A 16,698-nucleotide genomic window follows, 5' to 3' on the forward strand; every position below is an offset into this window, starting at 1 on the left:
TGCGTTTTCGGGCCTGAACCCCTTTATACGCCTTGCCAGCTGGCCGGGCGGCCGCACCCGCGAAGCCGAAAGGCTGCGGGTGAGGAAAGTCCGGGCTCCATGGAGACACGGTGCCGGTTAATGGCCGGCGGGGGCGACCCCAGGGAAAGTGCCACAGAAAGCAAACCGCCACGATCTAATCGTGGCAAGGGTGAAAGGGTGGGGTAAGAGCCCACCGCGCGACTGGCAACAGGAGCGGCACGGTAAACCCCACCGGGAGCAAGACCGAATAGGGGCGGTGCGAGGGGAAACCCTCGAGGGCTGTTTCCGGCTCACCGTCCGGGTAGGTTGCGTGAGGCGCATGGCAACATGCGCCCAAGATGAATGGCCGCCACGTTCTCGCCCCGTAAGGGGCGAGGGCCATACAGAACCCGGCTTACAGGCCAGCTGGCAGTTTCCCCGATAAAAGGAAATCTCCTGATATCAGCAGGTTACGTCTTCGGGCGCAGCCGTTGATTCACTTTTCGACCCGCAATCGAGCGCGACATTCCTTGAAAATGGTGCGATTAAATCGTACCAGTTGATGACGATATTCAGGAGCGCGTCATGGGACAGGTCGATAAACGCAGCATCACGCTGTCGCCGGAGTTGGCCGCGGCAGTCGACGACGTGGTCGCCGCCGGCGAATATGCCTCGGCGAGCGAGGTGATCCGCGACGCACTGAGGCAATGGAAGGACAGGCGCGACCTGCTCGGCTACACGGTCGAGGAATTGCGCAAGATGGCGCAGGAGGGGATCGACAGCGGACCGGCGCTGGACGGGCCGCCAATCATGGAACGGCTGCGCGCCAAATATCTGAAAATGGCCGAGGCCAAAGGCCTTGAGGAGTGAAATATCGCCTGCTTCCTCAGGCATTGATCGACCTCGAAGCCATCGTCGACTACATTGCCGAACAGAATCCAAATGCGGCGGTTCGCCTCGTGGATCTCTTGCAAAGGCGGTGGATTTGCTGACCCTGCATCCCTTCTCAGGTGCACCGCGCGAAGACATTGCGCCCGGCATCCGTCACCTGATCGTCGGCGAATACCTCACTTTGTATCGTGTCCGCGAAGAGGCGATCGAAATCGTTCGCGTTCTCCACGGCCGGCGCAAGATCGACGCCGGCGATCTGAATTCGTAGTCGCGCTGCTCAGGTGCCGATGCGGTCTAGCGACGTCTCGATCGCCTGCCAAAGCTCTTCCACCGGCTCGCAGCCGATCGACAAGCGAACGAAGCCGGGCGGAACGGCATCTCCCCTTTTTGATCGCCGTTCGGCCGAAGTGTGGACGCCGCCGAACGATGTCGCTGCCTGCATCAACGCGCAGTTGTTGATGAAATCCTCGGCCTTGTCCTCCGAGGCGAGCACGAACGAGATGAGAAATCCGAAGCGCTCCATCTGGGCGCGGGCAAGATTGTGTGATGGGTCGCTCTCCAGTCCCGGAAAGCGCAAGCCGCTGATTGCGCGATGGTCTTTCAGCCGTCGCGCTATCATTTCGGCGGAAGCGCACATGCGGTCGAAGCGCACGTCCAGCGTTTCGAGGCCGCGATGTACCAGCCATGCCTCGAACGGCCCGGGGATGGCGCCCGACGTCTCGCGCCAGTCGGTCACCCTCGAGATAATATCTGCGTTGCGGCTGGCGACATGGCCGAACAGCACATCGGAATGGCCGTTCGGCGCCTTGGTGTCGGCAGCAATGACGATATCGGCGCCGAGATCGAGCGGGCGCTGGCCGAAAGGCGTCATCGTCGTGTTGTCGACCACAAGCATCGCACCCGCTTTGTGCACGGCTTCGGCGACGGCTGCGATGTCGCATATGTCCAGTCCTGGATTGGCGGGCGTTTCGACGAAGGCAAGCCGGTATCCGTCAAAGCCGCCGTCGAGGAAGCTCGATGTCGGCCGGACATCGTACGCGACGCCGAAGGACTTCAGGAAACGGTCTGCCAGCGCTCTCGTCGTATGGTAGCCGTCGGACGGCAGCAGGATACGGTCGCCGGCTTTGAGCAGGCCGAAAAACACCGCCGAGATGGCAGCCATTCCCGAGGGAAAGGCGACGCATGGGGCGTCTTCCAGATGCGCCAGCATGTGCTCGACTGCATCCCAGGTCGGATTGCTGAAGCGGCCATATTGATCGTAGCCGGTGGCGTCACCCGGCGCGTGGAAAATGGCGGCCATGGTCAAGGGCAAGGGAATTGGGTCGCCCTTGGCCAGCCCGGCGCGACGCAGATGAGGAAGTGCCGCGGCGCGCGACTTGGCTGTTTCAGACATGGCTTCAAACCTCGTTACTGACCGGAAAAGGAGATGCCGAGGCTATGCGCGGCAACGATCCGCAGCAAGCCGCGTCCGGTTGGACCACACGGCTCTAAACCCTTCGTTAGGCTTAATGGAGGATAAAGACCGGAGTGCCGTCAAAGCTGCTCTCCCCAGTCGTGGCAGGCGCGTTTTGAAGACTGTTCCCGTTGACGCCCATAACACCCCATGATATCCCATTCCGATACTCAAGCCTTCGTTCCGTGTCAGGGTGAAGCGTACGCCAATCGGGCAGCCGCGGCGGCTGCGCGTTTGCCTGCGTTCGCCCGTCATAATGAAGTGGGTTTTGGACGGCGACCGGGCCGGGGCGGCGCGGACAGGAAGATGCAGAGGGGTGCGGCGGCGCAAGCGGCCGTAAGGCGTAATGGACCGGTTTCTGTCGAACGCGGTGAACAGGATCGATGCGAAGGGACGGGTGTCCGTGCCGGCGCATTTCCGTGCCGTTGTGCAGAAACGCGGCTATTCGGAACTTTATGCGCTACGCTGCCTGGATCGCCCGGCGATGGATGTCGGTGGGCTCGACCTGCTCGATCGCTACGAGCAGCGCATCGCGCAGGAAGACCCGTTCCTGCAGGCGGCGGACGACATGTCGTTCTTCTGCCATGGCGATGGAACGTTTCTGAAGCTCGACCAGGACGGCCGTATCACGATGAGCGATTTCATTCGCGAGCATACCGGCATTTCAGCGGAAGTGGCCTTCGTTGGCCGCGGCAATTTCTTTCAGATCTGGGAGCCGGGACGGCTCAGCGCCTATGGGACGGAAGCTCGCGCCCGGCTTTTGCAGCTTCGGCAGGGGACGAAGCCCGGGGAGCGGCCGGAATGATGGCGGGCGACGGCGATGAAGTTCATGCCGTTGGCGGACCAGCCCGTCACATTCCGGTCCTCCTTGCCGAAGTTCTGGAGGCGCTGGCGCCGACAAAAGGCGAGGTGCTCGTCGACGGCACGTTCGGTGCTGGCGGCTACACGAAGGCCATTCTGGCAAGCGGAGCCTCGGTCGTCGCCATCGACCGCGATCCGGATGCGATCGCGGCGGGGCGGACCCTTGAACAGCAGTCCGGCGGCAGGCTCAGGCTTGTCCAGGCACCGTTCTCAACGCTCGACGAGCAGGTTGAAAGTGCCGATGGCGTCGTGCTCGACATCGGCATCTCCTCCATGCAGATCGACCAGCCGGAGCGCGGCTTTTCATTCCGCGCCGATGGACCGCTCGACATGCGCATGGCGCAGGCGGGCCTGAGCGCCGCCGACGTCGTCAACACTTTCAAGGTGGGCGATCTTGCCCGCATCTTCGGTTTTCTCGGCGAAGAACGCCATGCTGGGCGCATCGCCCGTATGATCGAGAGCCGTCGCGAAAAACGCCCCTTTGAGCGCACGCTCGACCTTGCCGATGCCATCGAGACGCATATCGGCCGCGCGCCGAAAGACAAGATCCATCCAGCCACCCGGGTTTTCCAGGCGCTGCGCATCTTCGTCAACGACGAGCTCGGCGAGCTGGCAAAGGCGCTGTTTGCCGCCGAGCGCGTGCTGAAACCGGGCGGGCGGCTTGCCGTGGTGACCTTCCATTCGTTGGAGGACCGCATGGTCAAGCGCTTTATCGCCGACAGAGCTGATTCAGCGACCGGATCGCGGCACCTGCCCGAGGCGCAGGCGCGCACCGCCACCTTCACCAAGAAGGGCAGCGGCGTGACGCCTGGCGATGCCGAGATTTCGGCCAATCCGCGGGCGCGCTCGGCAAGGCTGCGCGCTGCGATCCGTACAGAGGCGCCGGCGCGCGCTGGTGATTTTTCGATTTTCGGCCTGCCAAAACTGCCTGGCCCAAAGCTTCCCGGTGCCGATCGACCGGGAGAGAGGTGAACACGTGTTTCGTACCAGCGACATAGTCCTGATCGCCGTCATGGTTTCGGCGGCTGCCTTGACCTACAAGACCAAGCGCGAGGCCGAGGAGCAACTGGCGGCAGTGCACAAGATCCAGGCGCAGATCCGTTATGAAGAGGACACGATCGACCTGCTCAAGGCGGACTGGAGCCTGCTTACCCAGCCGTCGCGCCTGCAGAAGCTCACCGAAATCTACAAATCGCAACTCGGACTCGAGCCGGTCAATGCGCGCCAGATCGTCGGGCTGGACGATCTGCCGGCCAAACCCGTCAACATCGAGGACCTTTCATCGCAGCGGCTGGGCGGCATGGCTGATATTGGCGGCAAGGATCCGGTGGTGACCGGAGGCATCGTCCAATGATCACCGGATTTCCAATGGCCGCCAGATTTCCACAGGTTGGCAGGCTGCTGAAGCGCGGTTCGAAGCCCGGCGCGGGCGGATCGATCGTGGTCGAAGGTGCCCGCAAGGCAACCGGTGGCAAGGGCAGGACCCGCATTGTCATGACGATGGCGGTGTTCTTCGGTATCTATTCGACCATTGCTGGGCGGCTGGTCTATCTGGGTTTCCAGAACCCCGACCTGTCGGGCGGGCCGCAGAGCCGGGTGACGGCATCGCGGCCCGACATCGTCGACCGTAACGGCGAAGTGCTGGCGACCGACATCAAGACGGCGTCGCTGTTTGCCGAACCGCGCCGCATCGTCGATGCCGACGAGGCGATCGAAAAGCTGTCGACGGTGCTTCCCGAGATCGACTACGAGCAGACATACAACAAGCTGAAGAGCGGCGCCGGCTTCGTCTGGCTGCAGCGGCAACTGACGCCGAAGCAGCAGGCCGATATCATGCAGCTCGGCATCCCCGGCTTCGGCTTCCGCACCGAAAAGCGCCGGTTCTATCCGGCCGGCGAAACCTCGTCCTACATTGTCGGCCTCACCAACATCGACAATCAGGGCATCTCCGGCATGGAGAAATACATCGACGAACAGGGCTTGAGCGATCTTCAGGCGTCGGGCCTGGCGGTGGCCAAGGATTTGAAGCCGGTCCAGCTCTCGATCGATCTGCGCGTCCAGCATATCGTACGTGACGAGGTCGCCACCGGCATGGAAAAGTACCATGCGATCGCGGCGGGTGCCGTCGTGCTCAACGTCAAGACCGGTGAGGTGCTGGCGATGGCGTCGGTTCCAGATTTCGATCCGAACAACCCCTATAACGCGCAGGACAAGGACCGGCTCAACCGTATGTCCGCCGGCCTGTACGAAATGGGGTCGACCTTCAAGAGCTTCACCACCGCCATGGCGCTCGATTCCGGCAAGATAACGCTGCAAAGCCGCTTCGACGCATCGCGCCCGATCAGGATCGGCCATCAGACCATCCATGATTTCCATGGCAAGGGCCGGGTGCTGTCGGTGCCGGAAGTGTTCATCTACTCATCCAATATCGGCTCTGCCAAGGAAGCCGAAGCGGTTGGCATTGACGGACACCGCGAATTCCTGCATCGCCTGGGAATCCTCGAGAAGATGCAGACCGAACTGCCGGAAGTCGCCCGGCCGACCGAGCCCAAGGTCTGGAAGCAGGTCAATTCGATTACCATCGCCTTCGGCCACGGCGTGTCGACGACCCCGCTGCAGACGGCGGTCGGCTGCGCCGTGCTGATGAATGGCGGCTATCTGATGGACCCGACCTTCCTGCCGCGCACCCAGGAGCAGGCGATGGCGGTGGCCAAGAAAGTGGTCAGCGACAAGACCGTCGAGGGCATGCGGTATCTCTATGCCCTCAATGCCGAAAAGGGATCCGGCCGCAATGCCCGGGTGCCAGGATACCGGGTGGGCGGCAAGACGGGAACGGCGGAGAAGGTCGTCAACGGCCGCTACTCGAAGGAAAAGAATTTCAACGCTTTCGTTGCGGCTTTCCCAATGGACGATCCGCAATACATAGTGCTTACGATCGCCGACGAACCGAAGCCGGAAAAGCCCGGCATGGGTGCCACGGCTGCCTCGAATGCGGGCATCATGGCTGCAAACATCATCCGACGTGCGGCTTCCATGCTTGGCGTGAAGCCAGATTTCAGCCATGAAAATGGTGCAACGCTGGTTTCCTATCAGTGATTCTTGGGGCGCGCCGGCAACTGCGCGCTATTTTGTTGCGATGAACGGGGTTCGATGAAGCTGAAAAATCTAGCCGGTATCCTGCCTGTCGAGGGGACAGCTTCCTTCGACATGGAGGTTACAGGGATTTCGTCGGACTCCCGCCAGGTAACACCGGGTGTTGTCTTTTTCGCGCTCACCGGCTCCAAGGCGGATGGCGCAGCCTATGCCGCCGATGCCGCGAGCCGCGGCGCTGCCGCGATTGTTGTCGGCAAGGGCAGTGCGGTCGCCGGGCTGCCAGTTCCGGTTCTTGTCGTAGACGATCCGCGCCTTGCGCTGGCGCTGAGTGCTGCCCGTATTTTCGGCAAGCAACCGCAAACCATGGTCGCGGTGACCGGCACCAGCGGCAAGACCTCCGTCGCCGCATTCACCCGACAGATATGGGAGCAGGCGGGTTTGGTCGCCGCTTCGATCGGCACGACCGGCGTGGTGGCGCCGGGCCGCAATGAATATGGCTCGCTGACCACGCCGGATCCGGTGGCACTGCACAGGCTGCTCAAGGAGTTGGCGGAGGCCGGCGTCACCCACGCCTCGATGGAAGCGTCCAGCCATGGCCTCGACCAGCGCCGGCTCGATGGCGTCAGGCTTGCGGCCGGCGGCTTCACCAATCTCGGCCGCGACCATATGGACTATCATCCGACGGTCGAGGACTATCATCGCGCCAAATTGCGTCTGTTCGATGCGCTGCTGCCGAAGAGCGCGCCGGCCGTCATCTTTGCCGACGACCCGTGGTCGGAGCCGACAATCAAGGCGGCGCGGGCAGCGGGACTGAACGTGCTGACGGTCGGCCGCCACGGCGATTTCCTGCGGCTGAAGCGGGTCGAGCACGAGCGCCACCGCCAACGCGCCGAGGTCGAAGTTGACGGCGTTCTCCATGAAGTCGACCTGCCGTTGGCGGGCGACTTCCAGATCGCCAATGCGCTGGTGTCGGCGGGCCTCGCCATTTCGACTGGAACATCTGTTGCCAAGGCGTTGATGGCGCTAGAGAAATTGAAGGGTGCGCCGGGGCGGCTCGACCTCGTTGGGACGGCCGCCAATGGCGCACCGGTCTATGTCGACTACGCGCACAAGCCGGACGCGCTGGAAAACGTGCTGGCTTCGGTGCGTCCCTTTACCACCGGCCGCGTCATCGTCGTATTCGGTTGCGGCGGCGACCGTGACCGGGGCAAGCGGCCGATCATGGGCGAGATCGCCACAAGGCTGGCCGATGTCGTCATCGTCACCGACGACAATCCCCGCTCGGAAGTTCCCGAGACGATCCGCGCCGCGATCCTGGAGGCCGCACCTGGCGCCATCGAGATCGGCGACCGGCGCAAGGCCATCCACGAGGCAGTCGGGATGCTTCACGCTGGCGACACGCTGATCGTGGCCGGCAAGGGCCATGAGGAAGGCCAGACCATCGGCACCGAGACGCTGCATTTTTCCGATCATGAGGAAGTTCGCTCGGCGCTCAGGGAGCAAGCGGCGTGAGCTATCTGTGGACCTCCGAGGCGCTGGTTGCCGCCATGGATGGCCGGCCGCTCGGTCCGATGCCTGAAGGCATCGCCGGCATTTCCATCGACAGCCGCAGCCTGCAGCCGGGAGACGCCTTCTTCGCCATCAAGGGCGAGGTGATGGACGGCCATGATTTCGTCACCGCCGCCATCAAGGCGGGCGCCGGCGTGCTTGTCGTCGCCGAGGGCAAGCTGCCGTCGCTGGGGCGGCTGACGGCACCGATGATCGTCGTGGAGGACGTGCTCGTCGCGCTGGAAAAGCTCGGCGTTGCGGCGCGCGCACGCTCGAAGGCGAGGGTGATTGCCGTGACCGGTTCGGCGGGCAAAACCACCACCAAGGAAGCACTGCGCCACGCTCTGTCCGCGGTCGGTACGGTGCATGCATCGGCTCAGTCGTTCAACAATCACTGGGGCGTGCCGCTGACACTGGCGCGCATGCCGCAGGATTGCGACTATGCCGTCTTCGAGATCGGCATGAACCATCCGGACGAGATCCGGCCCCTCGTCAAAATGGTCCGGCCGCATGTCGCCATCATTACGCTGATCGCGGCCGCTCATCTCGGCTTCTTCCGCAACCTGGACGAGATCGCCAAGGCCAAGGCAGAGGTTTTCGAGGGACTGGAGCCCGGTGGCGCCGCCCTTCTCAACCGCGACGACCAGCGCTGGAAGCTGCTGGAGAAGATGGCGAAAGAAGCGGGCGTCGAGCATGTCTACGGGTTCGGCGAGAATGCACGGGCGACCTTCAAACTGATCAAATGCGAGCTCAATGCCGATCACTCCGTGATAGCCGCCAAGATTGGCGGACACGAGATTGTCGCCAGGATCGGCGCGCCGGGCCGCCATATGGTGCAGAATGTGCTGGCCGTGCTGGGTGCCGCGCATCTGGTCGGCGCCGACGTCACCAGGGTTGCGCAGGCGCTGGCCGATCTTTCGCCCGAACGCGGACGCGGCAAACGCTATGTGTTGCGCCATCCCAAGGGGCCGATCACACTGATCGACGAGAGCTACAACGCCAATCCGGCGTCGATGACCGCTGCAATGGCACTGCTCAACACCACACCGGTGTCGGGCGAGGGCAGGCGCATTGCCGTGCTTGGCGACATGCTCGAGCTCGGCAGCCATTCGGCGAAATTGCATGCCGCGCTTGCCGACCTGATCGTCGGCACCGATACGCGCACGGTTTTCCTCGGCGGCCCGGAAATGCGGGCGCTGGCCGACGTGCTGCCGGGCGAGATCAAGACGGAATACCGCGCCGGCGCGGAAGATCTGAAACCGGTGCTTCTGTCGGAATTGAAGCCCGGCGACGTGGTCATGATCAAATCGTCGAAGGGCATAGGCTTTTCAAAGCTGGTCGAGGCGTTGCTCGGCAAGTTTCCGGCGGAAGCCACAACCAGCAGACAGACCTAGGATCGGTCCGGGGGACGCAAGCGCATGCTAACACTGCTCGTCGAATTTGCGGACAAGATCTCGGTCTTCAACGTCTTCCGCTACATAACTTTCCGCACCGGCGGAGCGCTGATCACAGCGGCGCTGATCGTGTTCATCTTCGGACCGACCATCATCAATTCGCTGAGGCTGCGGCAAGGCAAGGGCCAGCCGATCCGCGCCGACGGGCCGCAGACGCATTTCAAGAAGGCGGGAACGCCGACAATGGGCGGACTGATGATCCTGTCCGGCATCGTCGGTTCGTCGCTGCTGTGGGCGAACCTGTCGAGCATCTACGTCTGGGTGGTGCTGCTGGTGACGCTGGGGTTCGGCTCGATCGGCTTCTACGACGATTATCTCAAGGTGACGAAGCAATCGCATCTCGGCTTTTCCGGCAAGGCGCGGCTCGGGCTCGAATTCGTCATTGCCGGCATCGCCGCCTGGGTGATCATGCATAACGGCCAGGTGCCGTTCTCGTCATCGTTGACATTCCCTTTCGCCAAGGAGTTTCTCGTCAATCTCGGCTGGTTTTTCATCCCGTTCTCGTGCTTCGTCATCGTCGGCGCCGGCAATGCGGTGAACCTGACCGACGGCCTCGACGGGCTGGCGATCGTGCCGATCATGATCGCGGCGGCGTCCTTCGGCGTCATCGCCTATCTCTCCGGCAATGCGGTGTTCGCTGAATATCTGCAGATCCATTTCGTTCCCGGCACCGGTGAGCTTGCCGTGGTCCTCGGAGCGGTGATCGGTGCCGGTCTCGGTTTCCTGTGGTTCAATGCGCCGCCAGCGGCAATCTTCATGGGCGATACCGGCTCGCTGGCGCTGGGTGGGCTGATCGGCACGGTCGCGGTGGCGACCAAGCACGAGATCGTGCTGGTCATCGTCGGCGGCCTGTTCGTCGTCGAGATATTCTCGGTCATCATCCAGGTCGGCTATTTCAAGATGACCGGCAAGCGCGTCTTTCTGATGGCGCCGATCCACCATCATTTCGAAAAGCTCGGCTGGACCGAAAGCCAGGTGGTGATCCGCTTCTGGATTATCGCCGTCATTCTGGCGCTGGTCGGGCTGTCGACCCTGAAGCTCAGATAGGAGGCCGCTTGATCCCCGCCGCATCCTTTTCAGGCAAGCGCGTTTCGCTCTTCGGGCTCGGCGGCTCGGGGATTGCCACGGCGCGCGCGCTGATCGAGGGCGGCGCGGACGTCCTCGCCTGGGACGACAATCCCGACAGCGTTGCCAAGGCCGGCGCGGTCGGCATCGCCACCGCAGACCTGCGCGGCGCGGACTGGGCGAGGTTTTCCGCCTTCGTGCTGTCGCCCGGCGTGCCGCTGACGCATCCCAAGCCACACTGGACCGTCGAGCTCGCGCGGGGCTCAGGCGTGGAGATCATCGGCGATATCGAGCTTTTCTGCCGCGAGCGGACGGCGCGGGCGCCGGCAGCAGCCTTCATCGCCATCACCGGCACCAACGGCAAGTCGACGACCACGGCATTGACGGCGCACATCCTCAAATCGGCCGGGCGCGACACGCAGATGGGCGGCAATATCGGCCGCGCGGTGATGACGCTCGATCCGCCGCAGCCCGAGCGGCACTATGTGGTTGAGTGCTCGTCCTATCAGATCGATCTTGCCCCTTCGATCAATCCGACGGCCGGCATCCTGCTCAACCTGACGCCGGACCATCTCGATCGCCATGGCACGATGCAACACTACGCCTCGATCAAGGAGCGGCTGGTGGCCGGCAGCGAGACGGCAATCATCGGTGTCGACGATTCCTGGTGCGCCCAGATCGCCGACCGGCTGGAGCGAGCGGGCCGGCAGATCATTCGCATCTCCAAGCGCCTGCCGCTGACCGACGGCTATTTCGCCGAAGGCACCAACCTGATGGAAGCCGTGCACGGCCGCTACAGCCGGGTCGCCTTTCTCGAAGGCATCGGCTCGTTGCGCGGCCAGCACAACGCGCAGAATGCGCTGGCCGCCGCCGCCGCCTGCCTCAAGGTCGGGCTCGAGCTCGGCGAGATCCAATCCGGACTGGAGAGTTTCCCGGGGCTGGCGCACCGCATGGAGCAGGTCGGCCGCAAAGGGCATGTGCTGTTCGTCAACGATTCCAAGGCGACCAATGCCGATGCCGCGGCACCGGCGCTGTCGAGCTTTGCGCGTATCTACTGGATTGCCGGAGGTCTGCCGAAAGAGGGTGGCATCGAGCCGTTGCGCGGCTTCTTCCCGCGTATCGCCAAGGCCTATCTGATCGGCGAAGCCGCACCGGCCTTTTCGGCGACGCTGGGCGAAGCGGTGCCCTACGAGATATCAGGCACGTTGGCTGCGGCGGTCGAACACGCCGCCCGCGATGCGGCCAAGGATAGTAGCGGCGAGGCGGTGGTGCTGCTGTCGCCGGCCTGCGCCAGTTTCGACCAGTTCAAGAATTTCGAAGTCCGCGGTGAGGCGTTCAGGCAAGCCGCAACCGCCATTGATGGCGTGAAGCCCATCGGAGGGACACGATAATGCAAAGCCGTCTCGACAAAAGCCCCGTGGCGACCTGGTGGTGGACGATCGATCGCTGGTTCCTGGCGGCGTTCCTGTCGCTGATGGGCCTCGGCATCGTTTTGTCCTTCGCCGCAAGCCCGGCGGTGGCCGAACGCATCGGACTAGACAGTTTCCACTTCGCCACACGCCAGATCATCTTCACCATTCCGGCACTTGGAGTGATGCTTGCCGTCTCGTTCCTTGAATCCAGGCAGATCCGGCGCATGGCGCTGGTCATGCTGTGCATCACGCTGTTTTTGATGGTGGCGGTGCTCTATATCGGCGTCGAGGTGAAAGGCGCGCGGCGCTGGGTATCGCTTGCCGGCCTGTCGATACAGCCGTCCGAGTTCCTGAAACCGGGCTTCGTCATCATCTGCGCCTGGCTGTTCGCCGAGCACAAGCGCCAGCCCGACATTCCGGGCAATCTGTTCGCCATGTTGCTGCTTGCGCTGGTCATCTCGCTGCTAGTGGCGCAGCCTGACCTGGGGCAGACCATGCTGGTGCTCGGCACCTGGGGGGTGATGTTCTTCATGGCCGGGCTGCCGTGGCTGTGGATCGTCGCGCTGGGTGCTGCCGGCGTCGGCGGCGTGTTCGCCGCCTATGCGGTGTTCCCGCACGTTGCCGGCCGCATCGACCGCTTCATGACCGGCGAGGGCGACACGTTCCAGGTCGACATGGGCCGCGAGGCGCTGATCAATGGCGGCTGGTTCGGCGTCGGGCCGGGCGAGGGCACCGTCAAGCGGGTCATCCCCGACAGCCATGCCGATTTCGTCTTCTCGGTCGCTGGCGAGGAATTCGGGCTGATCATGTGTTTCTTCATCATGTCCATCTTCGGCTTCATCGTGCTGCGCGGCCTCAACACGGCACTCAAGGAGCAGGACGATTTCACGCGCTACGCGGTTGGCGGCCTGGTCACCGTCTTCGGCCTGCAGTCGGTCATCAACATGGCCGTCAATCTGCAACTGATGCCGGCCAAGGGCATGACGCTGCCGTTCATCTCCTATGGCGGTTCCTCCCAGATCGCGATCGCCATCTCGATGGGCATGGTGCTGGCGCTGACGCGCAAGCGCCCGGAAAAGCGCAAGCAGCTGGGCTTCATGCCGTCGCCGCGTGCGATGCCGGCGGAGTGAGATGGCGAAGGGGGTCATCCTTCTAGCTGCTGGCGGAACGGGCGGACATCTGTTCCCGGCCGAGGCGCTGGCACATGAGCTCAAGGCGCGCGGCTGGGCGGTACATCTGGCCACCGACGACCGCGCCGAGCGCTTTGCCGGGCAGTTCCCGGCGACCGCCATCCATCCGATCCAGTCGGCGACGATGGGCTCGAAGAATCCTTTTGCCATGCTCGCCGCGTTTTGGAAAATCTGGCGCGGGGTGCGGCAGGCGTCGGCCGTCATCGCCAGCATCAAGCCCGCCATCGTGGTCGGCTTCGGCGGCTATCCGACACTGCCGCCGCTTTACGCGGCGACCCGGCGCAAGGTGCCGACGCTGATCCACGAGCAGAATGCGGTGATGGGCCGCGCCAATCGGGCGCTCGCCGGCCGCGTCGACGCCGTTGCCGGCGGGTTCCTGCCGGAAGACATCAGTGCCACTGGCGCCAAGACGGTGACCACCGGCAATCCGGTCAGGCCGCAAGTGTTGGAAGCAGCGAATACACCCTATGCTGCATCGGCCGGCGAAGAGCCGTTCCGGTTTCTGGTGTTTGGCGGCAGCCAGGGCGCGCAGTTCTTTTCCGATGCGGTGCCGGCGGCGATCGCCCGGTTTTCCGATGCACAGCGTAGGCGACTGGCGATCACGCAGCAGGCCCGCGCCGACGATGTGGCGCGGGTGGAAGCCGCCTATGCCGCGCTTGGCATCGAGGCCGAGGTGTCGCCCTTCTTCACCGACATGGCGGCGCGGCTCGCGGCGGCGCATCTGGTGATGTCGCGCTCCGGCGCGTCGACCGTATCGGAAATCGCGGTGATCGGCAGGCCGGCGCTGCTGGTGCCTTATCCGCACGCGCTCGACCACGACCAGGCGGCGAATGCGGCCGCCCTTGCCGCAGCGGGTGGCGCCGAGGTGCATCCGCAATCCACGCTTTCGGCGGAGCGGATCGCTGCGCTTGTCGGCGGGCTAATGGATGATCCAGGCAGGGCGGCGACAATGGCTGCGGCGGCGAAATCGTCCGGTAAACCGGATGCCGCGCGGTTGCTCGCCGATCTGACAGAGGCTATTGCGTCCAGGAAATCCGTTTCGGAATTCAGGAAGGAGACGCATTGATGAAGATGCCACAGACGATCGGCCTCGTGCATTTCATCGGCATTGGCGGCATCGGCATGAGCGGCATCGCCGAGGTGCTGCACAATCTCGGCTACAAGGTGCAGGGATCCGATCAGGCCGACAGCGCCAATGTGCAGCGGCTGCGCGACAAGGGCATCGAATGCTTCGTCGGCCACCAGGCCGAGAACCTCGGCGAGGCCGAAGTGGTCGTCGTCTCCACCGCAATCAAGAAATCCAACCCGGAGCTGAAGGCGGCGAGAGAGAAGTTGCTGCCGATCGTGCGGCGCGCCGAAATGCTAGCCGAGCTGATGCGCTTCCGGCAGGCGGTCGCGATCGGCGGCACGCACGGCAAGACAACGACGACTTCGATGGTGGCGACGCTACTCGATGCCGGCGGGCTCGACCCGACGGTGATCAATGGCGGCATCATCAATGCCTATGGCACCAACGCCCGCATGGGCGACGGCGAATGGATGGTGGTCGAGGCCGACGAGAGCGACGGCACCTTCCTCAAGCTGCCGGCCGAGATTGCCGTCGTCACCAATATCGACCCCGAGCACCTCGACCATTACGGCTCCTTCGATAAAGTGCGCGAGGCGTTTCGCCAGTTCGTCGAGAATGTGCCGTTCTACGGCTTCGGCGTGATGTGCACCGACCATCCCGAGGTGCAGGCGCTGGTCGGCCGCATCGAGGACCGGCGCGTCATCACCTATGGCGAAAATGCGCAGGCCGACGTGCGCTTCACCAATCACCGCATGGACGGCCCAACCTCGGAATTCGACGTGGTGATCCGCGACCGCAAGACGCACGGCCAGATAACGATTGCCGGTCTGCGGCTGCCGATGCCCGGACGCCACAACGTTTCCAATGCGACGGCGGCGATTGCCGTCGCGCATGAGCTCGGCCTTTCGGCCGAGGCGATCAAGAAGGGCCTGTCGTCCTTCGCCGGCGTCAAGCGGCGCTTCACCCATACCGGTTCGTGGAACGGTGTCGATGTGTTCGACGATTACGGTCATCATCCGGTCGAGATCACGGCGGTACTGAAGGCGGCGCGCAGCGCCACCAAGGGCCGCATCATCGCCGTTACCCAACCGCATCGCTTCACTCGGCTGCGCGATCTGTTCGACGAGTTTTCCGTCTGCTTCAACGACGCCGATACGGTAATGGTGGCGCCCGTCTATGCGGCCGGCGAGGAACCGATCGACGGCGTTACGTCCGACGCACTGGTGTCGCGCATCCGCTCCGGCGGCCATCGCGACGCACGCTACATCGAAGGTCCGGCGGCGATTGCGCCGATCGTGCGCGAGGTGGCGAAGCCGGGCGATTTCGTCGTCTTCCTCGGCGCTGGCAACATCACCCAATGGGCCTATGCGCTGCCCAAAGAACTCGGCGGGACTATCTCATGATGCGCGGCCAGGCGTTGATCGACAAGCTTGGCGACCGGCTTGCCGGATTGCGCGGCCGCATCACGCCCAATGCCGAGATGGACAAGATCACCTGGTTTCGAGCCGGCGGGCTCGCGGAGGCATTGTTCCAGCCGGCCGACGAGGACGATCTTGCCGCGTTCCTGAAGGCGGTGCCCGAGGAAATACCGCTGACCATCGTCGGCGTCGGCTCAAACCTGCTTGTCCGTGACGGCGGCATTGCGGGCTTCGTCATCCGGCTTTCGGCCAAAGGCTTTGGCGAGACCGAAGTGATAGCGCCGACCACGATCAAGGCGGGGGCCGCGACACCCGACAAGCGCGTTGCGGCCGTTGCCTACGAGGCCGGCATCGGCGGCTTTCATTTCTACCACGGCATTCCCGGCGCCATCGGCGGAGCGCTGAGGATGAACGCCGGCGCCAACGGTGTCGAGACGCGCGAGCGCGTGGTCGAGGTGCGGGCGCTCGACCGCAAGGGCAATGTGCATGTGCTGAGCAACGCCGACATGGGCTATGCCTATCGCCATTCAGCTGCGCCGTCCGGGCTGATCTTCACGTCGGCGCTGTTCGAAGGCGTTCCGGAGGACAAGGCGGCGATCAAGGCCGCGATGGATGCTGTCCAGAACCATCGCGAGACCGTGCAGCCGATCCGCGAAAAGACCGGTGGCTCGACCTTCAAGAATCCCGAGGGCACCTCGGCCTGGAAGGAAATCGACAAGGCCGGCTGCCGCGGCCTGATGGTCGGCGGGGCACAGATGTCGCCGATGCATTGCAACTTCATGATCAACACCGGGACCGCCACAGGCTACGAGCTTGAATATCTCGGTGAGACGGTGCGTGCGCGCGTGCTCGAAAGATCGGGCATCCGGCTGCAGTGGGAGATCAAGCGCATCGGCAATTTTCGGCCGGGCCATGCCGTCCAGGAATTTCTCGGGCAGCTGCTTTAGCGCAAGCCGAAGACCGTTGCCTCCGGACCTCATGAATTCACATTTTGCTGCCGTTTTTGCGGAAAGTGAATCCATCGGAATCGTAAGCACTTGCCAGCGAATCAACTCTCTGATTCTCTGCCCTGAAGCGTTTCCTGATTTGAGTCGTTTCGACGCGTTACTCGCGTTTCCGTCTGGGGGGCAACCTGCCGGGAGACTCGGACTCAATGTTGCGGAAACACGGGAGCAAAGCTGCTCGGCGTATTTGAGTGCGCGCGATGCTTTTCGGGCCATGCACGATGGTGCAGGCCTGCTGTG

At 63.5% G+C, this 16,698-nt stretch carries 14 protein-coding genes, 1 other RNA gene and 1 pseudogene; 15 read left to right on the forward strand and 1 reads right to left on the reverse strand.

Annotated elements, in window-relative coordinates:
• Positions 1–35: 35 nt before the first annotated feature.
• From rnpB to NKH71_RS01070, 3 genes and pseudogenes are all read left to right on the forward strand, one after another.
• Positions 36–434, forward strand: an RNA gene (gene rnpB, locus NKH71_RS01060) — RNase P RNA component class A.
• 151 nt (positions 435–585) lie between these two features.
• On the forward strand, positions 586–870 hold the full coding sequence (locus tag NKH71_RS01065; RefSeq protein WP_352481543.1) for a type II toxin-antitoxin system ParD family antitoxin: 285 nt from the start codon (positions 586–588) through the stop codon (positions 868–870).
• Positions 867–1,159: pseudogene (locus NKH71_RS01070) on the forward strand (type II toxin-antitoxin system RelE/ParE family toxin). The gene NKH71_RS01065 and the pseudogene NKH71_RS01070 overlap by 4 nt, the downstream one beginning before the upstream one ends.
• A gap of 9 nt (positions 1,160–1,168) precedes the next feature.
• Here the strand turns inward: NKH71_RS01070 and NKH71_RS01075 are convergent.
• The gene (locus tag NKH71_RS01075) at positions 1,169–2,284 is read right to left on the reverse strand and encodes a cystathionine gamma-lyase (protein ID WP_352495118.1); all 1,116 of its coding nucleotides are present in this window, start codon (positions 2,282–2,284) and stop codon (positions 1,169–1,171) included.
• Between the two features lie 406 nt (positions 2,285–2,690).
• Between NKH71_RS01075 and mraZ the strand changes: the two genes are divergently transcribed.
• From mraZ to murB, 12 genes are read left to right on the forward strand one after another with little or no spacing between them, the layout of a single operon-like run.
• Positions 2,691–3,149: a division/cell wall cluster transcriptional repressor MraZ gene (gene mraZ, locus NKH71_RS01080; RefSeq protein ID WP_352481541.1), complete on the forward strand. Its 459-nt coding sequence runs from the start codon at positions 2,691–2,693 to the stop codon at positions 3,147–3,149.
• The gene (rsmH, locus tag NKH71_RS01085) at positions 3,146–4,177 is read left to right on the forward strand and encodes a 16S rRNA (cytosine(1402)-N(4))-methyltransferase RsmH (protein WP_023721208.1); all 1,032 of its coding nucleotides are present in this window, start codon (positions 3,146–3,148) and stop codon (positions 4,175–4,177) included. The genes mraZ and rsmH overlap by 4 nt, the downstream gene beginning before the upstream one ends.
• Positions 4,178–4,181: 4 nt before the next feature.
• Positions 4,182–4,559, forward strand: a complete 378-nt coding sequence (gene ftsL / locus NKH71_RS01090; RefSeq protein ID WP_023676771.1) for a cell division protein FtsL — start codon at positions 4,182–4,184, stop codon at positions 4,557–4,559.
• A gap of 14 nt (positions 4,560–4,573) precedes the next feature.
• The gene (locus NKH71_RS01095; protein ID WP_352788564.1) at positions 4,574–6,301 is read left to right on the forward strand and encodes a peptidoglycan D,D-transpeptidase FtsI family protein; all 1,728 of its coding nucleotides are present in this window, start codon (positions 4,574–4,576) and stop codon (positions 6,299–6,301) included.
• Between the two features lie 54 nt (positions 6,302–6,355).
• Positions 6,356–7,810: a UDP-N-acetylmuramoyl-L-alanyl-D-glutamate--2,6-diaminopimelate ligase gene (locus tag NKH71_RS01100; protein ID WP_352894153.1), complete on the forward strand. Its 1,455-nt coding sequence runs from the start codon at positions 6,356–6,358 to the stop codon at positions 7,808–7,810.
• Positions 7,807–9,240: a UDP-N-acetylmuramoylalanyl-D-glutamyl-2,6-diaminopimelate--D-alanyl-D-alanine ligase gene (locus NKH71_RS01105; protein ID WP_023721205.1), complete on the forward strand. Its 1,434-nt coding sequence runs from the start codon at positions 7,807–7,809 to the stop codon at positions 9,238–9,240. Before NKH71_RS01100 ends, NKH71_RS01105 begins: the two co-directional genes overlap by 4 nt.
• Positions 9,241–9,264: 24 nt before the next feature.
• Positions 9,265–10,347 carry a phospho-N-acetylmuramoyl-pentapeptide-transferase gene (mraY, locus tag NKH71_RS01110; protein ID WP_023721204.1) on the forward strand — a complete coding sequence of 361 codons (1,083 nt, stop codon included), beginning with the start codon at positions 9,265–9,267 and terminating at the stop codon, positions 10,345–10,347.
• Between the two features lie 8 nt (positions 10,348–10,355).
• On the forward strand, positions 10,356–11,756 hold the full coding sequence (gene murD, locus NKH71_RS01115) for a UDP-N-acetylmuramoyl-L-alanine--D-glutamate ligase (protein WP_023721203.1): 1,401 nt from the start codon (positions 10,356–10,358) through the stop codon (positions 11,754–11,756).
• Entirely contained in the window at positions 11,756–12,907 is a 1,152-nt protein-coding gene (gene ftsW, locus NKH71_RS01120) for a putative lipid II flippase FtsW (protein ID WP_023721202.1), read from the forward strand. The genes murD and ftsW overlap by 1 nt, the downstream gene beginning before the upstream one ends.
• Before the next feature lies 1 nt (position 12,908).
• Positions 12,909–14,033: an undecaprenyldiphospho-muramoylpentapeptide beta-N-acetylglucosaminyltransferase gene (gene murG / locus NKH71_RS01125; RefSeq protein ID WP_023721201.1), complete on the forward strand. Its 1,125-nt coding sequence runs from the start codon at positions 12,909–12,911 to the stop codon at positions 14,031–14,033.
• Positions 14,033–15,439, forward strand: coding sequence for a UDP-N-acetylmuramate--L-alanine ligase (murC, locus tag NKH71_RS01130; RefSeq protein ID WP_023721200.1), 1,407 nt, complete (start codon positions 14,033–14,035; stop codon positions 15,437–15,439). Before murG ends, murC begins: the two co-directional genes overlap by 1 nt.
• A complete protein-coding gene (murB, locus tag NKH71_RS01135; protein WP_031194586.1) occupies positions 15,436–16,401 on the forward strand; it encodes a UDP-N-acetylmuramate dehydrogenase in 966 nt (321 codons plus the stop codon). Before murC ends, murB begins: the two co-directional genes overlap by 4 nt.
• Positions 16,402–16,698 lie beyond the last annotated feature (297 nt).

The sequence above is a fragment of the Mesorhizobium sp. M0983 genome (assembly GCF_040318975.1).
Lineage (GTDB): Bacteria > Pseudomonadota > Alphaproteobacteria > Rhizobiales > Rhizobiaceae > Mesorhizobium.

Coding starts and splice junctions, on each gene's coding strand:
- NKH71_RS01100 (WP_352894153.1), top strand. CDS start 6,356: ATGAAGCTGAAAAATCTAGCCGGTATCCTGCCTGTCGAGGGGACAGCT.
- mraY (WP_023721204.1), top strand. CDS start 9,265: ATGCTAACACTGCTCGTCGAATTTGCGGACAAGATCTCGGTCTTCAAC.
- NKH71_RS01075 (WP_352495118.1), bottom strand. CDS start 2,284: ATGTCTGAAACAGCCAAGTCGCGCGCCGCGGCACTTCCTCATCTGCGT.
- NKH71_RS01095 (WP_352788564.1), top strand. CDS start 4,574: ATGGCCGCCAGATTTCCACAGGTTGGCAGGCTGCTGAAGCGCGGTTCG.
- rsmH (WP_023721208.1), top strand. CDS start 3,146: ATGATGGCGGGCGACGGCGATGAAGTTCATGCCGTTGGCGGACCAGCC.
- murB (WP_031194586.1), top strand. CDS start 15,436: ATGATGCGCGGCCAGGCGTTGATCGACAAGCTTGGCGACCGGCTTGCC.
- murG (WP_023721201.1), top strand. CDS start 12,909: ATGGCGAAGGGGGTCATCCTTCTAGCTGCTGGCGGAACGGGCGGACAT.
- murC (WP_023721200.1), top strand. CDS start 14,033: ATGAAGATGCCACAGACGATCGGCCTCGTGCATTTCATCGGCATTGGC.
- mraZ (WP_352481541.1), top strand. CDS start 2,691: ATGGACCGGTTTCTGTCGAACGCGGTGAACAGGATCGATGCGAAGGGA.
- NKH71_RS01065 (WP_352481543.1), top strand. CDS start 586: ATGGGACAGGTCGATAAACGCAGCATCACGCTGTCGCCGGAGTTGGCC.
- ftsW (WP_023721202.1), top strand. CDS start 11,756: ATGCAAAGCCGTCTCGACAAAAGCCCCGTGGCGACCTGGTGGTGGACG.